The organism is Tistrella mobilis (assembly GCF_041468085.1).
GTDB lineage: Bacteria > Pseudomonadota > Alphaproteobacteria > Tistrellales > Tistrellaceae > Tistrella > Tistrella mobilis_A.
Genome location: NZ_CP121017.1, coordinates 1,819,651 through 1,842,043, shown reverse-complemented (window position 1 = coordinate 1,842,043; position 22,393 = coordinate 1,819,651). Strand labels below are relative to the sequence as shown.

General features: G+C 70.3%; 20 protein-coding genes and 1 pseudogene. 10 read left to right on the top strand and 11 right to left on the bottom strand.

Features of this window, described 5'->3' with window-relative positions; genetic code table 11:
- The 6 genes from P7L68_RS14200 (at nt 1) to P7L68_RS14175 (ending at nt 8,702) form a co-directional block, all read left to right on the top strand.
- Nucleotides 1–1,311, top strand: a complete 1,311-nt coding sequence (locus P7L68_RS14200; RefSeq protein ID WP_372006283.1) for a hypothetical protein — start codon at nt 1–3, stop codon at nt 1,309–1,311.
- The gene (locus P7L68_RS14195) at nt 1,308–2,093 is read left to right on the top strand and encodes a MinD/ParA family protein (RefSeq protein ID WP_372006282.1); all 786 of its coding nucleotides are present in this window, start codon (nt 1,308–1,310) and stop codon (nt 2,091–2,093) included. Before P7L68_RS14200 ends, P7L68_RS14195 begins: the two co-directional genes overlap by 4 nt.
- A gap of 98 nt (nt 2,094–2,191) precedes the next feature.
- Entirely contained in the window at nt 2,192–6,190 is a 3,999-nt protein-coding gene (locus P7L68_RS14190; RefSeq protein WP_372006281.1) for a hypothetical protein, read from the top strand.
- A gap of 67 nt (nt 6,191–6,257) precedes the next feature.
- Nucleotides 6,258–6,725, top strand: a complete 468-nt coding sequence (locus tag P7L68_RS14185) for a hypothetical protein (protein WP_372006280.1) — start codon at nt 6,258–6,260, stop codon at nt 6,723–6,725.
- A 52-nt stretch (nt 6,726–6,777) separates the two neighbouring features.
- On the top strand, nt 6,778–7,386 hold the full coding sequence (locus tag P7L68_RS14180) for a TetR/AcrR family transcriptional regulator (protein WP_372006279.1): 609 nt from the start codon (nt 6,778–6,780) through the stop codon (nt 7,384–7,386).
- 62 nt (nt 7,387–7,448) lie between these two features.
- On the top strand, nt 7,449–8,702 hold the full coding sequence (locus P7L68_RS14175; protein ID WP_372006278.1) for an MFS transporter: 1,254 nt from the start codon (nt 7,449–7,451) through the stop codon (nt 8,700–8,702).
- Nucleotides 8,703–8,737: 35 nt separating this feature from the next.
- On the opposite strand, the gene P7L68_RS14170 is transcribed toward P7L68_RS14175, so the two are convergent.
- The 3 genes from P7L68_RS14170 to P7L68_RS14160 are packed head-to-tail and all read right to left on the bottom strand — an operon-like array spanning nt 8,738 to nt 11,856.
- On the bottom strand, nt 8,738–9,688 hold the full coding sequence (locus P7L68_RS14170) for an ABC transporter permease (RefSeq protein WP_372006277.1): 951 nt from the start codon (nt 9,686–9,688) through the stop codon (nt 8,738–8,740).
- Entirely contained in the window at nt 9,681–10,673 is a 993-nt protein-coding gene (locus tag P7L68_RS14165; RefSeq protein ID WP_372006276.1) for an ABC transporter ATP-binding protein, read from the bottom strand. Before P7L68_RS14165 ends, P7L68_RS14170 begins: the two co-directional genes overlap by 8 nt.
- A gap of 4 nt (nt 10,674–10,677) precedes the next feature.
- Nucleotides 10,678–11,856, bottom strand: a complete 1,179-nt coding sequence (locus P7L68_RS14160; protein WP_372006275.1) for an NEW3 domain-containing protein — start codon at nt 11,854–11,856, stop codon at nt 10,678–10,680.
- A 268-nt stretch (nt 11,857–12,124) separates the two neighbouring features.
- On the opposite strand from P7L68_RS14160, the gene P7L68_RS14155 reads away from it, so the two are divergent.
- The 3 genes and pseudogenes from P7L68_RS14155 to P7L68_RS14145 all read left to right on the top strand — a co-directional run.
- Entirely contained in the window at nt 12,125–12,379 is a 255-nt protein-coding gene (locus P7L68_RS14155) for a hypothetical protein (RefSeq protein WP_372006274.1), read from the top strand.
- 7 nt (nt 12,380–12,386) lie between these two features.
- A complete protein-coding gene (locus tag P7L68_RS14150) occupies nt 12,387–12,602 on the top strand; it encodes a plasmid stabilization protein (RefSeq protein ID WP_372006273.1) in 216 nt (71 codons plus the stop codon).
- Nucleotides 12,598–12,702, top strand: a pseudogene (locus tag P7L68_RS14145) (VapC toxin family PIN domain ribonuclease); the annotation flags it as partial. The gene P7L68_RS14150 and the pseudogene P7L68_RS14145, both read left to right, overlap by 5 nt.
- A gap of 17 nt (nt 12,703–12,719) precedes the next feature.
- Here the strand turns inward: P7L68_RS14145 and P7L68_RS14140 are convergent.
- Both P7L68_RS14140 and fliI read right to left on the bottom strand, forming a co-directional pair.
- Nucleotides 12,720–13,160, bottom strand: coding sequence for a flagellar FliJ family protein (locus P7L68_RS14140; RefSeq protein ID WP_372006272.1), 441 nt, complete (start codon nt 13,158–13,160; stop codon nt 12,720–12,722).
- A 6-nt stretch (nt 13,161–13,166) separates the two neighbouring features.
- Nucleotides 13,167–14,504: a flagellar protein export ATPase FliI gene (gene fliI, locus P7L68_RS14135; RefSeq protein WP_372006271.1), complete on the bottom strand. Its 1,338-nt coding sequence runs from the start codon at nt 14,502–14,504 to the stop codon at nt 13,167–13,169.
- Between the two features lie 230 nt (nt 14,505–14,734).
- Between fliI and ctrA the strand changes: the two genes are divergently transcribed.
- Nucleotides 14,735–15,466, top strand: a complete 732-nt coding sequence (gene ctrA, locus P7L68_RS14130; protein WP_372006270.1) for a response regulator transcription factor CtrA — start codon at nt 14,735–14,737, stop codon at nt 15,464–15,466.
- Between the two features lie 116 nt (nt 15,467–15,582).
- Here ctrA and P7L68_RS14125 read toward each other — a convergent pair whose 3' ends face one another.
- The 6 genes from P7L68_RS14125 to P7L68_RS14100 form a co-directional block, all read right to left on the bottom strand.
- The gene (locus P7L68_RS14125; protein ID WP_372006269.1) at nt 15,583–16,392 is read right to left on the bottom strand and encodes a protein-glutamate O-methyltransferase CheR; all 810 of its coding nucleotides are present in this window, start codon (nt 16,390–16,392) and stop codon (nt 15,583–15,585) included.
- The gene (locus tag P7L68_RS14120; protein ID WP_372006846.1) at nt 16,392–17,600 is read right to left on the bottom strand and encodes a chemotaxis response regulator protein-glutamate methylesterase; all 1,209 of its coding nucleotides are present in this window, start codon (nt 17,598–17,600) and stop codon (nt 16,392–16,394) included. Before P7L68_RS14120 ends, P7L68_RS14125 begins: the two co-directional genes overlap by 1 nt.
- 47 nt (nt 17,601–17,647) lie before the next feature.
- The gene (locus P7L68_RS14115; RefSeq protein ID WP_372006268.1) at nt 17,648–18,013 is read right to left on the bottom strand and encodes a PleD family two-component system response regulator; all 366 of its coding nucleotides are present in this window, start codon (nt 18,011–18,013) and stop codon (nt 17,648–17,650) included.
- A gap of 96 nt (nt 18,014–18,109) precedes the next feature.
- Nucleotides 18,110–18,607, bottom strand: coding sequence for a chemotaxis protein CheW (locus tag P7L68_RS14110; protein WP_372006267.1), 498 nt, complete (start codon nt 18,605–18,607; stop codon nt 18,110–18,112).
- Nucleotides 18,604–21,342 carry a chemotaxis protein CheW gene (locus P7L68_RS14105; RefSeq protein WP_372006266.1) on the bottom strand — a complete coding sequence of 913 codons (2,739 nt, stop codon included), beginning with the start codon at nt 21,340–21,342 and terminating at the stop codon, nt 18,604–18,606. The genes P7L68_RS14110 and P7L68_RS14105 overlap by 4 nt, the downstream gene beginning before the upstream one ends.
- 118 nt (nt 21,343–21,460) lie before the next feature.
- Complete coding sequence (locus P7L68_RS14100) at nt 21,461–22,165, bottom strand: histidine phosphotransferase family protein (RefSeq protein WP_372006265.1); 705 nt, start codon at nt 22,163–22,165, stop codon at nt 21,461–21,463.
- Nucleotides 22,166–22,393 lie beyond the last annotated feature (228 nt).

Here is a 22,393-nt window from a genome sequence, read left to right as displayed (position 1 = left end):
ATGCGGCTGAAGACCTTCCAGGCCCGCAACATGGCGCAGGCGCTCGCCGAGGTCCGCAAGGTTCTGGGCGAGGATGCGATCATCGTTGCCAGCGTGCCCGCCGAAGACGGTCGCGGCGTCGTGGTCACCGCCGCCGTGGACGGCGCCGCGCGGACATCGGTTGCCGCCCCGGCAGCGGTGCCGGCCGCAGAAGCGGTGCTGGCCGAACGCCGCGCCGCCGCGGGCCGCCGTCGCCCGGGCGCCGCCGAAATGCCGCTGCGCAGCGGGCCCAGACCCGTTCCGCCCGTGGTGCCCGCCCCCGCTCTCCCGCCCGTTACGGCACCGGCGCGGCCGCAGCTTCGCACGCCCCGCGACGATGTGGACGACGAGATCGAGCTGGAATTCGAGCGTGAGGAAACCGCCTCGATCACGCCGGCCGCCGCCGCCACCGCCCGGCGGGAAGCGGCAGCGGCCGAAGAGGATCCTGAGGCGGCGGCAAAGGCGGTCTCGCCCGAACTCGCCCAGATCGAACGGGCACTGGCCTTCCATGGCATCGGCGGCCAGACCGGCCGGCGGCTGCTGGCCATGGTCCGCGAACGGCTGCGGGCGGGGGAAGCCCCGGACCGGGCGCTGGCCCAGGCGCTGGACCGGGTTGTGGGCTTCGACCCGCTGGGCCGTACGGCCGGCCGGCCGCAGGCGCTGGCGCTGATCGGTCTTGCCGGCGCCGGCAAGACCGTGACCGTCGCCAAGCTCGCCGCCCGCGCCCTGACGCAAGGCCGGCGGCTGACGGTGGTGACGGCCGACACCATCCGGGCCGGCGGGGTGGAACAGCTGGCGGCCTATACCGGCCTGCTCGGCATCGACCTGCTGGTCGCCGGTTCGTCGCGGGAACTGGCCCGCGTCGCCGCCCGTGCCCGGGCCGAGGCGGCGGGCGAGCCGATGACCCTGCTGGTCGATACCGCCGGTGTGAATCCTTTCTTTACCGAAGAAACCGAGGAACTCGCCACCCTGATCGATGCGGCCGAACTGGAACCCGTGCTGGTGCTGCCGGCCGGGATCGACCCGTTCGAGGCAGCAGACCAGGGGGCGGCCTTCTCGGTGCTGCATCCCAGACGGGCGATCTGCACCCGGCTCGACGGTGCCCGGCGGTTGGGCGCAGTGATCTGCGCCGCCGCCGCGGCACGCGTCCGGCTGTCGGAGGCCAGCGTGACCGCTCATGTTTCCGAAGGACTGAACCCGTTGAGCGCGACCGGGTTGGCGCAACTCTTGCTTAGAGATCCGCTGAACCTCCGCCCCGCCAAGCTCGACCGAGACGCCGAGATCCGCCCATGAACGTCGACCGTTCGGTTCACATACATCCCGCCGCGAAGCTGCGCGCCCGCAACGTCGTCGCCATCGCCTCCGGCAAGGGGGGCGTCGGCAAGACGTGGTTTTCGATCACGCTCGCCGGCGCGCTTGCCCGCCGCGGGCGGCGGGTGCTGCTGTTCGACGGCGATCTGGGCCTTGCCAATGTCGACGTCCAGCTGGGGCTGACGCCGCCCTCGGATCTGGCGGGTGTCGTCACCGGCCGGATCGGCTTCGCCGAGGCGATCAGCAGCTACGAGGCCGGCGGCTTCGACATCCTGCCCGGCCGATCCGGCTCCGGCTCTCTCGGCCGGCTGCCGGCGGAACGGGTGGCCATGCTGCGCCTCGGCATCGTGCAGGCCGCACGCCAGTATGATACCGTACTGATCGATCTTGCCGCCGGGCTCGACCAGTCCGTGCGTGCGCTGGCCGCCACCGCCGGCACCGCGCTGGTTGTCACCACCGACGAGCCGACCTCGATCACCGATGCCTATGCCTTCGTGAAGGCGATGCTGCGCGACAATCCCGAAGCCGATCAGCGGATCGTGGTCAACATGGCCGACAGCCAGGCCGGCGGCTTCCGCACCTACGAGACGTTGCGCAACGCCGCCCAGAACTTCCTGGGCGTTGCGCCCAAACTGGCCGGCATCGTGCGGCGGGACAAGCTGGTGCGCGAGGCCATCCGCCGCCAGACGCCGCTGACCATCCGCCACCCCAACGCCCCGGCGGCGATGGACGTCGACAAGATCGCCGGCGATCTCGCCATCTGACGGGGGCGTTTCCTGCACGAAACTTGCGTGGCACCCGGCAAGATCTGCCCTGACCCGGCAAAATCTGCCGGGTCATCCTCGCATCTGCCCGGGACGCCATGGTCGAGATCATCCCGCCTGCCATCCCTGCCGCCCTGATCCGCACCTCCGTCGACGGCCGCCCGGCCGGCGGACGAGAGGGCGCGGGAGGACGAGACGGCGCAGGCCAGCGGCGTGCAGCGGATCAGGGCCAGCCGCCCGCCAACACGGCAGGCGTCGCGGGCCGGCCGGGTGGCCGGCAGGATGGCGCCGTGCAGAGCGATGCAAGCGGCGGCCGCAACCCGGCCGCCGGCGATCAGCAGCCCGGCCAGCTTCCCCGCCGCCCCGGGGAAGCACCGTTGCCCGACCCCCGCAGCCAGAACGGCCGCACCACGACCACCAGCGATGGCCGGACCATCCGCCAGCCGGGCACCACCGGAACACAGGGCAGCGCGCCCCAGGGGGCCGAGAGCGGCCGGGCCGGGGATGCCCGTCTCGCCGGCCCGGACGGCACCGCCCGCAGCGCAGCCACGGCCACCGGTTCCGAGGCCCGTCAGCCGACCCCGCCCGAAGACACTGCCGGCCGGATCGCCCTGCCGGTGGTGCTGCGCGGCCGCGACGAATCGGGCCGGCCGCTGGTCCGTACCCCGCTCGGCCAGCTGGCCCTGACCCCGGCACCGCGCGAAGGCACCGCAAACGCGGGCGCGCCGCCACCGCCCTCGTCCACCGCCCCGGCCTCCGGACGGGCCGCGCCGCCGGCCGCCTCCCTCCCTTCTTTCGCCGCCGGCCTGCTTGCCGATGACGGGCTTCTGGCGCGGGTGGATCATGCCTCGGTCGGCCGTCTGCCCGATCATCGCGGCCGGGTGCCGGTCACCCTGCTTGATGCCGCAGGCCGCACAATCGTCGAGACGATGGGCCTGCCGGCCCCCGATCCGGAGGCGGCCGACATATCCACGGCTCCCCGGGGCGACCGCGCCCTGCTGGCACTCCGCCTGTCGCCACCACTGCCCGGCCCGGCCGCAACCGACCCAGCCGGCACCGCCGGCGGGACGCTCCGGCCACAGCCGACCGGCGTTGACCCGGTCGCGCGGCTGGTGGAATGGGCCGCCCGTGCGCCGGCCGGCACCGGGCTGACCCTGCTTTCGGTGGAACTGCCTGCAGCCGCACCCGCGCCGGCCGACCGGGGGGCCACTCTTCCCCCCGCTCAGGATACGACATCCCCCCGGGGAACTCCGGCCCCGGGGCCATCGAACCAGCCGGCAACGCCCTGGCGGGCTTTGGCCGAGCCGTCTTCGACCGGCGCCGCACCAACAACGGCCCCTGTCATGCCGGACCGCATGGCCTCCATTGCCGCCGGCGGCACGCCACCGCCCGCAGCCTGGCCCCAGGTCGGAACCGGCGCTCCGACGGTGATGCCGGCCCCGGCCGGGGCATCGGCCCCCGCCGCTACGCCCTGGATACCGCAGGCCTTCCCCGACGCGGCTGCTCCGTCGCCCGCCACGCCATCCCCCCGGACAGCGGCAACCGGCACGGTGACACCCGGCCTGCCCGCCGGCCCGGCGCAGGCCGGCGCCTGGCAGCCGCCCGTCCCACCACAGCCGCCCATCCCACAGCAGGCCGTCCCACAACAGAGCGCCGCCGCACCGACTGCGGGACGGCAGGCCAATCCGATACCGGACACGGCCCCACCCTACAGCCCGGCCCCGGTTCCGTCCGATGGCCGGCCGCCGACGCCGGCCGCCGGCCCGCATCCCTGGGCGTCGGCGCCCCCCGCGACGCCGTCATGGGCACCGTCACCGCCCCCGGCATCGCCCCCTGCTCCGGCGTCCGCCGGAAGCTCCACCGCAGGGCTGGCGCCGGAGCCGGAGGGTCCCCGCGGCGGCACCCCAACCTTTCCGTCACCGGCCTCTCCGACCCGGGGCACACCCGTAGCGGCAGCGGCCGATGAGGTACCGGATGCGGCATTCCGCACCGCCGGAACGCCCTCTCCCGCCACCTCCGCACCCCCGACCACCGCATGGCCAACCGAGGCCGCGCCGGACCCGCAGCCGCGGGCATCCGGCCGGCCGGCCGTGGCAGCGGCCGAGGCCCCCCCGCGCCCGGCACCCGCCGCATCACAGCCGTCGACCGGCACGGCTGCGGGCGCCCCGGCACCGCCCGTACCGCCCGCACCAGAGGCCGCAGAGGGCGCGGCCCCACCCTCCACCGGCCGGACATCGCCCGCCGTGCAGGGCCCGACGGTTGCGGCCTCCGCCCCGGGAGTCCCCGCCGCCGGAACGCCGGGCACCGCAGCGCCGACCATCGCAACGCCGACCGTCGGAGGGGCGACCACCGGAGGGGCGGCCACCGGAATGGTCGCTGGCGGAACGACCGCCGCCGCGGCTGCCACACCGCCCCCCGTCGATGCCGCCCTGCGCCCTGCCGTCCCAGAACCGCGGCCTGTTGCCGCGACGCCGGCCGACACGCCCGCCCGGCCCCTGCCCGATCAACGGCCTCTGCCCGCAGGCATGCCCACAGGCGCATCGGCCGATACACCCCGGCCCGGTGCGACCGACCCTGCCATTCTGTCCACCCCGCGACCGCCCGAGGTCGCAATCTCCGGTCGCAATCCGGCCCGCCCGACGCCAGCCTCGGTAGCACCGGCCTGGCCGGCAGCGGCGCCGACGGCCGGTGCCGCCACGCCGCTCGCAGAACCGGCGGCATACCAGACGGCAGCGCAGGGGCCGGCACCGCAGCCCCGCCTGCCCGATTCAGCCGCGCCGCGCCCGGCCCCGCCGCAGACATCGGCCTTCCAGCCGCTCAACATCCAGCTGGGCGCCGGGCCGGCGGAGGATGGGGCCGCACCGGTGGCACGGCCGCTTTGGGGGCCGGCACCGGCCGGCCTTGCAACAGCGGCGCCCGCATCTCCCACCGCCCCGGCACCGCCCTCTCAGGCCACGATCTTCCCGGTTACATCCGCCGAGGGCACAACCGCGCAAGCAGCCCCCACATCTCCGATGCCGGCGGACCCGACATCGACGGAGGCCCCCGACCCGGTAGCGGCCGGCGAGGATCTGGCCGGCGCCCGCGATCTGGCACAGCGCACCCGCGCGCTGATCCTGGCCGAAGCGGGCCGCAGCGCCCGTTCCCCTGCCGACGACGCCCCACCCGTCCGCCCCGCCCCGGAACACGGCCCCGAGGCGAGCCGCGTGACCGGCGTGGTTCTGGGGCGGGACGGCAATGGCCGGATGCTGGTCTCCACCGCCCTTGGCCTGTTGTCGATCGATCGGCCCGGGCCGCTGCCGCCGCCGGGCACGCGGCTGGCGGTGGTGGTGGCCCCCGAAACCCCGCCCGCCGGCCGCAGCGGCGCCGCCCCCGGCATGATGCCTGCAATACCGCGTCCCGGAATGTCCGCGCCTGGCGACTGGCAGTCGCTGGCCGATGCCGCACGGCTGATCGCCACCCTGCATCCGGCCGCGGCCGAACGCCTGCTCGCGCCGGTGCTGCCCACCCCCGGCCGCGATTTCGCCGCCAATCTGATGGTGCTGCTGAAACAGGTGCTTTCGGGCAGCCGGCCTGCGGCCGCTGACAAGCTGGCCGAGGAACTGGACCAGCTGGACGCAGCCGACACCGCCCGCGCCGTGCTGTCGGATTTCGACGGCGCCGGCCGCAGCGCGCAGACCTCCGCCGGCCAGACGGCCGGCGGCGAATGGCGCAGCGTCCAGATCCCGAGCTGGGCCAATGCAACGGTCATCCCGGTGCAGATCCACATCCATCAGCCCCGCCGCGACGACGACGGCGCGGCAGAAGGTGGCGGGCGCGGGGACGGCATCTGCCGTTTCGTGGTCGAAACCAGGCTCAGCCGGTTGGGTGACATCCAGCTCGACGGCCTGGCGGCCCCCGGCCGGGTGGACATGGTGATGCGCACCGCCCGCCCCCTGCCGTCCGGCACCGCCGCGGCACTGGCGCAGGTGATGGGTGATGTGCTCGCGGTGTCGGGGCTGCAAGGCGGTCTCACTGTCCGGACCGAACCGCCGATGCGTCTGCCGGCCCATGCACGCCCGGCGCCGCGCCCGGATGGCAGCGGCGTGGTCGCATGACCCGCCCGATCACGCTATGATCACGAACCCGGCCCATCCGCGGCCGGCCTTGACGAGATCCGCCGCAATGTCCGCCGACGACACCCCGCCGGGCAGTGACCCGGAGCACCCGATCAGCCCGCTCGACCGCCGTTGGCAGGCGGTGGGGGAACGGCGCGCGCATCTCGTCACCGCCGACAACCCCGCGATCGCCCATGACTATCTGGTCGAACATCGCGGCCGGCTGAAGCTGCGCTTCTCGGAAGACGGCCCCCCCGCCGAGGTGCTGTGGCGCCTGCGCTACGTGCCCGACCGCCTGGTCCTGCCGCGCCACGCGCTCGACACCTATATGACCCACCTCGCCGCCACCCCCTGGCCGCTCCCCGAAGCGGCCGCCGCCGCCGTCGTCGCCGATCTCGGCAGCGAGGTCATGCCCCGCTTCCTCCAGCTGGTCCTGCTGCTCGACGCCACCTCGGGCGGCCTGCGCGTCACCTTCGAGGAACGCCGCCCGAACTGGTCCAACCCCGCCCTGATGGCGCGGTTGGCGTTGCTTTAGCAGCCTGGCGGATACCCCATGTCGCGCCCATCAACGGAAGGCTTTCGAAACGTTGGAAAACGCCACCCGCACCACCATCATCGAAGCCGCCGAAGCCCTGTTTTATGAACAGGGTCTGCGCAGTGTCAGCGTGGATGCGATCGCCGCGCGGGCCGGGGTCACCAAGCGGACGCTGTACTATCATTTCGACAGCAAGGATGCGCTGATCGCCGCCTATCTGGCCGCGCGCGATGCGCCGACGGTGGAGCGGTACCGCAGCTGGCTGGGGCCCGACGACCGGCCCTTGCCGGATCGGATCCTGGCGATGTTCACGGCTCTGGCCAATTCTGCGAAGCGGCCCGGATGGCGGGGCTGCGGCTTTACCCGGGCGGCGCTGGAGATGGCCGGCCAGCCCGGCCATCCTGCCGTGGTGATGGCCGCCGATCACAAGAAGCGGTTCGAGGCCTGGCTGGTGGAGGAGCTGACGGCGGGCGGCGTTGCGGATCCCGACCTGGTCGGCCGGCAGGTCATGATCCTGCTGGAAGGCGCCATCGTGCACACGCTGATCCATCGCGACGTCGCCTATGCCCTGGCGGGCGGCCGGGCGGCGGCGGTTCTGGTCGCCTGCGGCATCCCGGCAATGGCGCCGGCCGCCGCGCGGGAGCTGATGTATACCGACTAGTGAGTTTCCAGGGCCGGGCGCGGCTCTATCGTGGGGGGATGTCTTACGAGGAGGACGCCCCCGTGCCACACGCCGCTGCACGATCCTGGACCCCGGCGCTGATCCTGTCGCTGGTCGCCGCCGGTATCATCCTGTCGCTTTCCATGGGGTTGAGGCAGAGCCTCGGCCTGTTCGTCGAGCCGATGGTGCGCGGCACCGGCATCACGGTCGCCACCTTCGGTTTCGCCATGGCGGTGCAGAACCTGGCCTGGGGCATCGGCCAGCCCTTCATGGGCGCGCTCTGCGACCGCTTCGGCGGCCGGCTGGTGGTGCTGATCGCCGCGGCGCTCTATGGTCTCGGCCTCTATCTGGCGGCCGGCGGCAGCCATGTCGGGCTCTATCTGGGTGGTGGGCTGCTGATCGGGCTTGCGGTCGCCGGCACCTCGCATGGCGTGCTGGTCGGCATCGTCTCGCGCCTGGCCAGCCCGGCGGTGCGGGCAACGGCGGTGTCGATCCTGGCCGCCACCGGATCGCTCGGCACCTTCATGATTGCACCGGCCGCCCAGGGCATGATCGATCTCTGGACCTGGCAGGACGCCATGATCGGCCTCGCCCTGCTCGCGGCGCTGATGGCGGTGGCGACGCTGCTGTTCCGGCAGGGTCCCTCCCCCGCTCCGGTGGCGGCCGGCAGCGCGCAGCCGGTCAATGCCCGCGCGGCGATCGGCGGCGCGCTCGGCAACCGCAGCTTCATCATCACCACCGTCGCCTTCTTCGCCTGCGGCTTCCAGCTGATCTTCATCGCCACCCATCTGCCGAATTTCATCGGCATCTGCGGCCTGCCGCCGATCGTCGGCGCACAGGCGATCGCGCTGATCGGCATCTGCAACGCCTTCGGCACGCTGGGCGCCGGCTATCTCTGCCAGCGCTGGGGCAACCGCAACGTGCTGGCGCTGATCTATCTGCTGCGCACCGCCGCCATCGCCGTCTTCTTCGTGGTGCCGGTGAGCGTCGAGACCACGCTGATCTTTGCAGCGGCCATGGGGCTTCTGTGGCTGAGCGTGGTACCGCCGGTCAGCGGGCTGATCAACGGCCTGTTCGGCCCGGCCAATTTCGGCGCCCTGTTCGGGGTGATGTTCCTGAGCCACCAGGTCGGCGCCTTCCTGGGCGCCTGGCTGGGCGGGCTCAGCTATGAATGGAGCGGCAGCTATTCCACCGGCTGGGTCAGCCTGATCGCGGTCGGCACCATCGCGGCCGTGCTCCAGATGACCGCGGGCGACGAGGCCGACCGGGACGGCCCGGCCGGCACGACGGCCGGCCGGGCGCCCGCGGCTTCCTGATCCCGCGGCCTCGTGATCGTCCTGGGCGGTGATGCCTAAGCCCGGATCTCCTGACGCTGGAACAGCACATAGGCGGCGGTGAACAGCAGGATCATCGCCGCGATCAGCCCCGACATCTGGGGCCAGATGATGGCCAGGCTTGCGATCGTCGGCAGCGGGGCGCCGAGCAGCGCCCCCTGCAGCTGGTCGATGAACAGCGGCCCCACCGACCGGGCCGCCGGGTCGAGCAGGATGGCGGTGATCTCGCCATACAACGTCTGGGGCGAGAGCCGCGCCACCGCCTGCTGGGTCTGGAACGCATCGATCAGCGATATCGGGTTCAGCGGATCGACCGGCGAGATCGCCGAGGCCACCACCGGCGCGATCATCCCCCAGAACACCGACAGCACCAGCCAGACGGAAAGGGCCGCCAGCGCCGAGGTGGCGGTGGAGCGGATCACCGTCGACAATGTCATCGCCAGCGCCAGCCAGACCCCGGCATAGGCGATGGTCGCCACCAGATAGGCCAGGCCGCGCAACACCTCCGCCCCCGTGGGCGGCAGCCCCAGGAACAGGATGCCGAGCCCCGTGGTGCCGAGCCAGAGCGTCACCATCGCCACCGCGATCACCAGCAGCCCGCCCAGGAATTTGCCGAACAGGATCGCATCGCGATAAATCGGCTGGGCAAGCAGGCGGCTCATCGTCCGCCGGCCATGTTCGGCATTGATCGCATCGAAGCCGAGGGCGATCGCCACCAGCGGCAGCAGGAAGCCGAGCAGCCCGGCAAAGGACGGCACCGGCTGACGGGCGGTGGTGAAGAGTTTCAGGAACAGAAACGTGTCGTCGGTGGCTCCGGCCCGGATGGTGCCGATCGCGCCGTAAAGCGCGCCGGCGGCGGTGAGCAGCACCAGCAGCATGATCAGATGCAGCCGTGCCCCGGTCATATGGTCGGCCGCTTCCTTGAACGCGATGGTGCCGACGCCGGTGAAGGGAGAGCCCTCACGCATGGCGGTCTGCCTCCTCGAAGAACCGGCCATAGGCCTCGTCCAGCCGCACGCGCCTCAGATCGAGCGTGCGGAGCGCGATGCCGGCCTCGACCAGCCGCCGGGCGATCGCCGCCCGCAGATCCGCCCGGGCCTCGATCTGCCAGCCGCCATGGGCGGTGGGGACCACGGCTTCGATGCCGTCGAGCCCCGACAGCAGGGTCGGCAGGTCGCCGGCATCGGCCTCCACCTCGATCACATAGACCCCGCCACCGATCCGCCCGGCCAGCGCCTCCACCGTGCCGATGAAGCCGATCCGGCCACGGTTGAACAGGGCCACGCGCGTGCACACCGTCTCGACCACATCCAGCATGTGGGATGAGAGCAGCACGGTCATGCCGTCGGCGGCAAGACTGCGGATCAGCTCCAGCAGCTCGCGGGTCGATTGCGGGTCGAGCCCCGAAGTCGGCTCGTCCAGAATCGCCACCCGGCAGTCGCGCATCAGCAGTTCGGCGATGCCGAGGCGCTGGCGCATGCCGCGCGAGAAGGTGGAAACCCGGCGCCCGGCGACCTCCGCCAGCCGCACCCGTTCCAGCGCCGCCAGGATCCGACGGGCGGCATCCGCCCCGTCGATTCCGGCAAGACGGGCGGTATAGGCCAGGTTCTCGCGCGCGGTCATCGCCTCGTAGAAGCCGACCTGGTCGGGCAGATAGCCGACCCGCCGTTTCACCGCCAGCGGCTCGCGCAGCGGGTCGTGCCCCAGGATGCGGACCTCGCCGGCACTGGCCTCGGTCAGCCCCAGCAGCATCAGGATGGTGGTGGTCTTGCCGGCGCCGTTGGGGCCGAGCAGGCCGACCACCTCGCCGGCACCGACCTTCAGGTCGATGCCGGCGACCGCAACCGCCGCGCCATAGCGTTTGACCAGGCCGCGCGCCTCGATCACCGGCGGCCCGGCCGGGGTGGCCGCGATCGCACTCCACTCGGGCAGGGATGAAAGTTCGGGCGTCATGGCCTCACCTCCGCCCATAGCGCAGCACCGCCCCGGCCAGCACCAGCACCGCCACGGCGATCACGCCCAGGCCGATCAACCCCCACATGGTCGAGGTGGTGACGGTGGTGCGGAACTGCACCGACTGCGAAAGATTGCCGCCACCCACGCGCAGGCCGACCACATAGTCGCCGGCCACCGCCTTTTCCGACGGGGTGATCCTGACCGCCACCTGGGCGTCGGCGCCGGGGGCAAGGCTCGGGATCTGCTGCGGCGCGAATTCGACTTTCCAGCCCGAGGGCGGGGTCGCCGACATCTCCAGCCCCTCGGCCGGGGCCGAGCCGGTATTGGTGACGGTGAAGGGGAACTCCGTCTGCTCGCCCGCGACCACATCGCCCGACAGCCGTTCCTGCGGGCCCGAAATGGCGAGGTCGGGCTGGCCGGTGATCTCGATACCGAGATCGGTGGTGGCGCTGACCTCGCCGCCGGTCACCGCCACCTTGACCGGGTAGCGGCCGGCCGGTGCGGTCCGCAGCGGCACCACCTCCAGCGTCAGGGTTTCGGACGCGCCGGGTTCGATCGGCAGGCCGGTGATCTCTTCCGAGCCGTAGCCGCGCTTGAACCGGGTCTGGAAGCCGTCGGGCGCCTGGGCCGACAGGTTGAACAGGCCCCCCTCGCCGCTCTGATTGGTCACCTTGATCCGGAAGCTGAAGGTGGTGCGCGCGGTGCCGCGCAGCGCCGGCAGTTCGGGGGCGAGCTTCAGCCCGCCATCCGCCGCATCCGACAGCCGGATGGTCAGCGGCAGGCTGGTGGTCTCGCCGTCATGGCGGGCATTGACCGCAAGCGGCACCGGTGCCCTGGCGCCGGTCCTGGGCGGGGTCACCTCCAGCGTGATCCGCTCGCGGTCGTCGGGGCCGACCATCACCGCGCCGATCTCGCGGCCGCCACCTTTCAGGGTGGAGGTCCAGCCCTCGGGCAGGCCCGAGACGTCGAGGGTCGCGCGTTGCGGCGGCAGGCCCTGATTGCGCAGGGTCAGCGGGATCGAGGCGGTCTCGCCCGGCTTCACCGCCAGATCGGGATAGGGGGTGGTCATCCAGAACCCGTCGGGCCCTGAGCTGGTCTCGGCCGAGGCCGCCATGGGTGCGATGGCGGCGGGCATCAGCAGCGCCGCGATCATCGCGGCGCGAAGGAGCATCGTCTTCATCATTCTCTTCGCCGGAACGGGGGCGCAAGGCGCCGCCCCGGGCATGCCCGCCTCCCTCCGTGCGGATATGCCGGTCTCTCTCTATCTGCCGACGATCAGGCAGCCTGAACGGGGCGCACCCCCGCATGGATCAGGCAGACCGGACCCCCGGCCCCTGCCGACACCGTGGCCCGGCCGGTGCAGACCCGGCGGCAACAGGTGCCGGTCCTGACAAAATCAGGCCGTACAAGACCCGATCCCGCAGGATGATGGTCAGGCTGTGCTGTGAATGATGGTGCCGCCGGGCGTGGCCGTGCCGGACGCGATGCGGCTGACGACGCAGTCGTTCGAGAGACGGATTTTCATGCCCATCTTCCTTACGCTGGACGACAATGTCGTATGCGACGGATGTGCCATCCATCGCGCCGGCAAGCGTAGGCAGATGCGGGGTGGGGTTCAAGTGTTTCCGGGTGGAAAGTGGCAGGACTTGCAGGCGGATCGCAGCGGGGCCATCTTTCTCTTCGGCCACAACGAGATGCGATGACCCCGCGATGGCAACCCTGACCGTCAATGATCTGCCCGACGAGGTGCACAGTGCTTTGCAGGCCCAGGCGTCCAGACATGGCCGCACAGCGGAGGCCGAAGCTCGTGACATTCTGGCCAGGGCCGTCAAGCACACACCGCCACTGCGTATGGGAGACGCTCTTGCGGCGCTCGGGCGGGAGATCGGCCTGAGTGATCAGGATATCGGAACCATCCGTCCCTGACGGCTTCATCGCCGCCATTGCCGCCACGCACGGGCTTAGGGTGGCCACGCGCGATACGGCTGCCGGCGGTGTGCCCGTCACAGATCCCTGGCAAGCCTGAGACGGCCGGGCCGCGATTTACTCCCCCTCCTCCGCCGCCTTGCGCCGGAAACCGGCCATGCCGATTTCGTCCATGCGGTCGGTTTCGCGCAGATCGGCCTCGTGGGCGGCGCGGGCCAGGCGGTTGTCGCGGGCGATTTCATAGCGCTTCACGGTGCGGAAGGCCTCGGCCAGGTCTTCAAGCGCGCGTTCGCGGGCCTTGCGCAGGATGGTCAGATGCTGCGCGATCTCCGCCCGCCGGCGGTCGACCCGGCCGGCATAGGCGACCCAGCCGGCAATCATCGCCGGGTCGTTGCCTGCCGCCGCCTTTTCGGCCGCGACCTCGGCGACCAGCCGGGCGTCGTCGGCCTCGATCGCGGTGATCTGGTCTTCGACCGCGGTGACGTTGCGCCGGGCGGCATCGACGCCGTTGCGCGCCAGGCGGATCAGCCCGTCGAGCGCCTTGACCGGGTTCGCCATCCTGGATCAGCCTCCGGGCCTGGGCATGCCGAGCAGCTGGGCCAGCTGGTCATAGCCTTCGGCAAGGCTCGCACGCTCGGCCTTGCCCTGCGACAGAAAGCGCTCCAACCCGTCGTGATAGCGGATCGCCTCGTCGACCGCAGGGTCTGAACCGGCGCGATAGGCGCCAAGGCGGATCATCTCGGCCATGTCCTCATAGGTCGACAGCAGGCGGCGGGCGCGGATGACGACGGCGTTCTGCTCGGGCGTGTTGCAGTCGGGCATGGTCCGCGACACGCTGCGGAGCACATTCACCGCCGGATAACGGCCACGCTCGCCGATCGAGCGTTCGAGTACGATATGGCCGTCGAGGATGCCGCGGGTGGCGTCGGCCACCGGCTCGTCATGGTTGTCGCCTTCGACCAGCACCGTGAACAGGCCGGTGATCGAGCCCTGGCCGGTACCGGGCCCCGCCCGCTCCAGCAGGCGCGGCAGCTCGGCGAAGACCGAGGGGGTGAACCCCTTGCTTGCCGGCGGCTCCCCCGCCGCCAGGCCGATTTCGCGCTGGGCCTGGGCAAAGCGGGTGATGCTGTCGATCATGCACAGCACATCGGCCCCCTGGTCGCGGAAATGCTCGGCAACGGCCAGTGTGGTATAGGCCGCCTGGCGGCGCATCAGCGCCGGCTCGTCGGAGGTTGCAACCACCACCACGCTGCGTGCCAGGCCCTCGGGGCCCAGCGCGCCCTCGATGAATTCCTGCACCTCGCGGCCGCGCTCGCCGATCAGCCCCACCACCGAAACATCCGCCGCGGTATAGCGGGCGATCATGCCCATCAGCACCGATTTGCCGACGCCCGAAGCTGCGAAAATGCCCAGGCGCTGACCGCGGCAGCAGGTGACGAAGGTGTTCAGCACCCGTACGCCCAGATCGATCTTGGCACCGACCCGGGTGCGGGCATGGGCAGGTGGCGGCGGCGCCCGCATCGGCCTGGGGCGCGGCCCGGGCACCAGCGGCCCCTTGCCGTCGATCGGCCGGCCGAAGCCGTCGATCACCCGGCCGAGCCAGCCTTGGGACGGGCGGATGGTGGCCTCGCCGCCGCTTGCCTCCACCTCGGCCCCCAGCGCCACGCCGTCGAGCGGGCCGAAGGGCATCAGCAGGGCCCGGCCATCGCGGAATCCCACCACTTCCGCCGCCAGCCGCCCGCCGTCACGCAGCCGGATCCGGACATGGTCGCCAAGGGCCGTGCGGGCCGCAACGCCGCTCGCCTCGGCCATCAGGCCGCGCACCGCGACGATGCGGCCGCGCACGACATAGCTGTCCAGCGCGTCGATCGTGCCCGCCAGAGAGCGGATCAGATCCTGCATCGGCCATGGTCCTTCCGTCTGCCGTCGCCCCGCGCCCGGCGCGGGGCGCGGACGCTATCCGATCAGGTGATCCTACACCTTGAGAAGTGCTCGCAAAGCCGTCTGTCGGATTTTCATCACAATCCCGACGTGATACCGTTGGACGACATAAAAAGGGTCGTTCCAACGCGCCATGGTCACAGGGCCCGGCGCGGGAGGGGTTGCCGCCGATCGGATGAGGTTGCTGGTCCATGCGTATTCTGCTCGTCGAAGACGATCCGTCGACTGCGCGCTCGATCGAACTCGCCCTGAAGAAGGAAGGGTTCGTCTGCGACACCACCGATCTCGGCGAAGAGGGCCTGGAGATCGGCAGGCTGTATGACTACGATCTCATGATCCTGGACCTCATGCTGCCCGATATGGACGGCTACGAGGTGGTTCGCCGGCTTCGCGCGGCACGGGTCCAGACGCCGGTGCTGATCCTGTCGGGGCTGACCGACACCGACAAGAAGATCAAGGGCCTGGGCGTCGGCGCCGACGACTATGTCACCAAGCCCTTCGACATGGCAGAGCTGGTCGCCCGCATCCAGGCGGTGGTGCGCCGGTCGCGCGGCCATGCCCAGTCGGTGATCCGTACCGGCCGGCTGACGGTCGATCTGGACAAGCAGTCGGTGACAGTCGACGATCGGCCCGTCCACCTCACCGCCAAGGAATATGCCATCCTGGAACTGCTGTCGCTGCGCAAGGGCACGACGCTGACGAAAGAGATGTTCCTGAACCATCTCTATGGCGGCATCGACGAGCCGGAGCTGAAGATCATCGACGTCTTCGTCTGCAAGCTGCGCAAGAAGCTGACCGGCGCCACCCATGGCGACAACTACATCCATACCGTCTGGGGCCGCGGCTATGTGCTGAAGGATCCGGAACTGGGCAGCCGCAGCGGTGACGACGGATCGGGCCGTCGGCGCACCGACGCCGCCTGAGGGGCCACCAGCCGTCCGGACGCTGCGCCGGCGCCATCTCCAAAAAAAACCGCCGGCGGAACGTCTTCCGCCGGCGGTTTTGCCTGTGTCGTATCCACCGCCCGGGGGGCGCCGGATCAGGCCGGCACGTAAACGCCCCGGTGATCCGGCAGCGGCCGGAAGCGGTCGGTGATGCCGAGCACGGTTTCCGCCCCGCCCAGGAACAGGAATCCGTCGGGCGCGATCGCCTTGCGCAGATCCTCCAGCACCTTCCGCTTGGTGTCCTGATCAAAGTAGATCAGCACGTTGCGGCAGAAGATCACGTCGAAGGTGCCGAAGCTCGACGCCCCGTTCAGCAGGTTGTGCTGGCGGAACTGCACCATCGACCGGATGGTCTGGTTCAGGCGCCACTGCTCGCCATCCTGCTGGAAATACTTCACCAGCATGGTGATGGGCAGGCCGCGCTGCACCTCGAACTGCGAATAGGTCGCAGCCCTGGCCTTGTCCAGCACCTCGTTGGCAAGGTCGGTGCCGATGATCTCCAGCCGCCAGCCGTCGAGCTTCGCACCCATCTCCTTGAACAGCATGGCGATGGTATAGGCTTCCTGCCCGGTCGACGCGGCGGCCGACCAGATCCTGAGCTGGCGGCGATCCTGCCGCCGGGCCAGAAGCTCGGGCAGCACGAAATTGCGCAGCTCGTCGAAAGGCTTGATGTCGCGGAAGAACGACGTCTCGTTCGTCGTCATCGCATCCGTGACGTCGCGCCGGAGTTCTTCCGCCGACGGCTTGCGCAGCTCGGCGATCAGCTCAGGCAGTCCCGGCAGCCCCCGGCGCCGTGCAAGCGGCGACAGTCTGCTTTCAAGCAGGTACAGCTTGTCGGGGCCGATCACCAGCCCGGACCGCTGCTTCAGCATGCCGCTGATGAAGGCGAAATCCTCCGGCGCCATCACGGTCCTCCGTCGACCAGCCGGCGGACCTCGCCGGCCATACGATCCAGCGGCAGCACGGCGCTGCACAGCCCGGCCTGGGCAGCCGCACCCGGCATACCCCAGACGACGCTCGACGCCTCGTCCTGGGCCATGACCACGCCGCCCGCCTGTACGACATGTTCGCCGCCACGCTGCCCGTCCGACCCCATACCGGTCAGGATGACGGTCAGCAGGTTGCGACCATAGATCTTTGCCAGCCCCCGCAGCATCGGATCCACCGCCGGCCGGCAGAAATTCTCCGGCGCGTCCTGGTTGATCCGGATCACCGCCCCGCCGGCCGCTTCGGTCGGCACCATGTGCCAGTCACCGCGGGCGACGTGGATGCGACCGGCCTTCACCGGCATGCCGTCCTCGGCCTCGACACAGGGCAGGCCGCTTGCGCGGGCCAGATGCTCGGCCAGGATGGTGGTGAAGGTGGCGGGCATGTGCTGGGTGATGAACACCGGGATCCGCTGCAGAGCAGGGCCCAGCGCCCCGAACAGGGTGAACAGTGCCTGCGGGCCGCCGGTGGAACTGCCGACCGCCAGCGCCTTAGCCCTGAAGGCCGGCGGAAACGGACGCAGCACCACGGGCTTGCGCTGCAGGCCCAGCCGCTGCGGCAGATCCGCCGCAGTGGCCGGCGCCCCGGCCGGACGTGCGGCAGGTGCCGCCGGTTCGGTGCGCGGACGCCAGGCCGTGGTCGGGCTGCCGCCAGCCGCAGGTGCGGCAGGTGCCGCAGCAGGTGCAGCAGTGGCGGTGCCCCCGCTGCCAAGATCAGGCGCCGTACCGTCGCGGCGGCCGCGATCGGCATGGGCCTTCACCTTGGCCAGCAACTCGCGCGAGAAGCCCTCGTTCGAGTAGACCTCGCTGGTAGCGCTGGGCTTGGGGATGTAGTCCACCGCGCCCTTGGCCAGGGCCTCCATGCTGACCGCCGCATTCTTGCGGGTCAGCGTGGATGCCATGATGACCTTGAGCCCGGGTTGCGCCCGCACCAGTTCCGGCAGGGCGGTCAGACCGTCCATCTCCGGCATCTCGATGTCGAGCACGACCACTTCCACCGGCTGGCGCTTCAGCTGGTTGAGCGCGATCCGGCCATTCGCGGCAGAGGCGACGACACGGATCTCGGGATCGGCTTCTAGGACACGGATGAACAGGCCGCGAATGACCGCGCTGTCGTCGACCACCATCACGCGATAGGGTTCGACGCCTCCGCCCCCTGCTGTGTAAGAGCTCACTAGATGAGGCCCACCTGCGTGAATTTGGTTTCGATGATCTCGCTGTCGAACGGCTTCATGATGTATTCATTCGCACCGGCCATGATCGCCTCCTGAATATGGGAGAGATCATTCTCGGTGGTGCAGAAGACGACGATGGGCACATCGCCGCCCGGCATCTGGCGCAGCGCCTTCAGGAACTCCAGCCCGTTCATCACCGGCATGTTCCAGTCCAGCAGCACCGCATCGGGCATGGCCTCACGGCAGCGATCCACTGCCTCCTGACCATCCGCGGCTTCCCTGGTGGCGAAGGAGAGACCCTCAAGGATGCGCCGCGCGACCATGCGGATGACCTTGGAGTCGTCAACGATCAGGCAGGTCTTCATTTCAGATCGAATCCTCGAACGCGCCGCCCGACGCCCGGGCACTTGTGGGGAGGAAAGGCTACGGTCGGACAGGCCGGGCCGGCGCGAGGGGCGGCATCAGCCGAATTCGAACAGACGCTCGACATCAAGCACCAGCAGCAGCTTGTCGTTCAGTCGGTATACCCCGAGAGACACGTCTCGCCAATGCTGCGCGAGATTGGCCGGGTTGCGTTCGAACCGGGCGTCGTCGAGCGAAAGCACCTCGCCCACCCCATCGACCATCAGGCTATAGAGTTCGCCATCGTGTTCAACGACAACGTTCATGCCCTTCATCTCCGCCGGCCGGGGCGGCAGCCCCAGGCGCCGACGGACATTGATCGCGGTGACGATGCGGCCGCGGAGGTTCAGCGCGCCGGCAACCTCGGCCGGGGCCAGCGGCACCCGGGTGATCTTCTGGGGGCCCAGGATGTCCTGAACCACCAGAACCGGGATGCCGAAAGTCTGCCGCTCGATCACCACCGTCACGAACTGCCGCTGGGCGCCGACGACCTCGCCGTCACCGGTGCGGGCCAGGGCGTTGCCGCCGCCGGCGTAGCGGACGATATCCGCACTCATGCCACGCTCCCCTTCGCCATGTTCATCACCTGACCGATTGCCGCGATCAGGCCCTCACGGTCGAACTTCGCCACATAGTCGTCATACCCGCTGTCGCGGCCGCGATCGAAATCCTCGGGCGCGGTGTGGGACGACAGCGCAATCATCGGGACCTGCGACCAGGCGCCCTCTTCGCGGATGGTACGGGCGAAGGCGAAGCCGTCCATGCCCGGCATCTCGATGTCGCTGACGATGATATCGAACTCGGCGCCCTGGTCGCGCAGTTTCAGCGCCGCCTCGGCACTTTCCACACCGGAGACCTCGTAGCCGGACACACGCAGCACGGGCGCGATCAGGCTGCGGAAGAAGGCGCTGTCATCGACCAGCAGCACCCGCCGGGCACGCGCGGCCCCGATCCGGCGCGGCTCTGCCTCGTACCAGTCGCCGGTGGCGCGGAGGAGGTAGTAGCCGACATCGACGATGTCGGTGGTGCGCCCCGCGATCACCGCCGTGCCGATCAGGCCGTCGCGGCGGCTGCGCAGCTCGACATTGAAGCTGTCTTCCACGATGTCGACGATCTCGTCGACCACCAGACCCATGGTGCGGTTCCGCTCGGTGAAGACCACCACCGGCTGCCGGCCCTCGCGCGCCAGTTCCTGGCTCTCGTTGACCATGACCAGCGGCATGATCTGGCCGCGGTACTGGACCACGGGCCGGCCGTCGGAGCGTTCCACCGTGGCGAGGTCGATCTCTTCCAGACGCGCCACCAGCGACAGCGGCACCGCCTTCGGATCCTCGCCGCCGGCGCGGAAGACCAGCAGGGACAGCTTGTCGTCGGCATTGGCGGCGGCCTCGGCCGCTGCCGCCTCGGCGCGGCGGTCGCTGGCGGTCTGGATCTCGCCCACCGAGGTCGCCAGGCCGTTCGGATCCAGGATCATGACCACGCTGCCGTCACCCAGGATGGTGTTGCCCGAGAACATGGTGATGTCGCGCAGGATCGGCGCCACCGGCTTGACCACGATTTCCTCGGTGTCGAACACCTGGTCGACGATGATGCCGAACGAGAAGGTACCCACCTTGCAGACGATGACGAACAGGCCATCGTCGTCGATCTCGACCTGCGGGTCGTGCTCGTCGACCAGGGCCAGGGCATGGCCCAGGCTCACCAGCGGCAGCAGATGGTCGCGCAGGCGCAGAACCGGCCGGCTGTTGATCCGCTCGATACGATGCTCGGACGTGTTGGAGGCACGCACCAGCTCGACCACGCTGATCTGCGGCAGGGCGAAACGATCGCCGGCGGCTTCCACGATCAGCGCCGCCACGATCGCCAGCGTCAGCGGGATCTTGATGACGAAGGTCGATCCCTTGCCGCTGACGGTGCGCAGCTCGATCGTGCCGCCGATCTTCTCGATATTGGTCCGCACCACGTCCATGCCGACGCCGCGGCCCGACACGCTGGTCACCTTCTCGGCGGTGGAGAAGCCCGGCCGGAAGATGAACTGAGCGATCTGGGTGTCGGTCATGCCGTCGAGTTCGTTCTCGGTGGCAAGGCCGACCTTCACGATCTTCTGGCGCACCTTGGCAAGATCGATACCGCGGCCGTCATCCGCGATCTCGATGATGATGTGGCCGCCTTCGTGATAGGCGTTGAGGGTGATGGTACCGGTCTCGGGCTTGCCTGCCGCACGCCGGTCTTCGGGCCGCTCCAGGCCGTGATCGGCCGAATTGCGGACCATATGGGTCAGCGGATCCTTGATCAGCTCCAGAACCTGCCGGTCCAGCTCGGTTTCCGAGCCGTACATCTTCAGGTCGAGCTTCTTGTTCAGTTCCTGACCCAGGTCCCGGACGATGCGCGGCAGCTTGGCCCAGGCATTGCCGATCGGCTGCATGCGGGTCTTCATGACCCCTTCCTGCAGCTCCGACGTCACATGGGACAGCCGCTGCAGCGGCACCGTGAACTCGCTGTCGCTGCGGCCGCGCACCATCTGGAGCAGCTGGTTGCGGGTCAGGACCAGCTCGCTGACCATGGTCATCAGATGTTCGAGCAGGTCGACATTGACGCGGATGGTCTGGCCGGCAATGTGGCTCTCGCGCGGGGCCCCGTTGCCGCCGGCGTCGTGATGATCGCCGGCATCGGCCCGCGGTGCTGCCTCTGCCGCCGGCGGCTGCTGGGTCGCAACGGCCCCCACACCGGCCGCCACCAGCGCCTGCGGCTGGGCGGTGCCCACCGGCAGGCCGGCGGGGGCCTCGGCGTCGCCCTCGTCCTCATCCTCCGGCAGGGCGTCGCCCGACATCTCGGCCGCCATCATCCGGCGCACCGCCTCGAAATCGGGGGCACCGTCGGCACCGGTCGGCGCCGCAACCTTGGCCGGAGCTTCAACGCCTTCGGCCGCGGCATCCAGGCGGCCGATCAGATCGGCATCATTACCGGCGGGCTCGGCCTGGGTCCGCTCAAGCTCGGCCAGGATCTCCTTGATCCGGTCCAGGCTCTCAAGGATCAGCGTCACGATATAGGGGGTGACCGTCAGCTCGCGGTCACGCACCTTGCCCAGCACGTTCTCAGCCGCATGCGCCACCTTCTCAAGCCGGGGCAGGCCCAGGAACCCGCAGGTCCCCTTGATGGTGTGTACAAGGCGGAAGATGTTCTGCAGCAGTTCCGGATTGTCTGGATTGCGCTCCAGGCGCACCAGCTCGACGTCGAGCGTGGACAGGCTCTCCGTCGTTTCGGTGAGGAACTCGCTCAGCAGCTCGTCCATGGCGTTCTCATCCCTGCTGCCGTGAATGGCTGGCGCCGTGGCGCCCTGAGTGTGAAGTCGTCGGAGTGTCCGCAGACGGACCCGCAGCGGGCGGGCCCGCCTGCGGTCAAGAGAGGGGTTACGGTCCGGTCTCCCCGGTCCGTTCAAGACTGGCACCGCTGGTCCGGATCGTGAAGGCCGGCAGATCGGCGGTGATGGTCAGCCGGCGCAGATCGGCGCCCGACCAGTCGGTCGCAACCGCCAGCCGGCCACCGACCGCACCCGCCATTTCGGAAACCATGAAGGGCAGCACGGTGCGGGCATCGAGCGCGGCCGGATCGATCCGACCTTCGATCGACGGCACCAGCGTCTCGGGCAGGCGCATGGCACCGCCTTCGGCCACCATGTTCACACTGCCGCCCTCGGCCGTGGTCCGCCAGGCGATGGCAACGGTGCCACCGCGGAGCAGCGCCTGCGCCGAGATCGCCGCCAGGCACAGCACGATGCCGCCATGGGCCCTCAGCACATTGCCGTCGCTCGGCCAGGCGATGACGTCCAGACCGGCACGCTCGTCGGTAAAATAGCCGGCGAGTGCGGCCGAGAGATCACCGGCCGCGACCCGCTCGTCGGGGTTACCGCCGGCGCCGAGGGCCAGGCGATAGAAGCTCAACCGGCGGGCGGCGCGGGCGGCACTGTCGGCCAGCAGCTGCAGGGCGTCATCCCCCATGCCGTCTTCGGCCAGGAACTCCACGCCGTTCACGACACCACCGATGGGGCCGACCAGGTCGTGACAGAGCCTGGCACATACCAGCCCGGAGAGTCGTACCCAATCTCCCTCGCCCACGTCGCGTCACTCCCTGAAACCGATCGCATCTCCGGTGAGCCTACCGGGGCTCGCCATCTTCTTTTACGGCGGCAAGCGTTAAATTTCCCTTAGGCGTGGCGCGATTGCCGTAACCATATGCACGCCCCCCCGCAGATCCGCCCGTGAACCGTCTCCAGCCCCCGATCCCCCCCCCTGGTGCAGGCGATGCCGCAACCCCATCTGCTCGGGGATCGGACACCGTCTGGA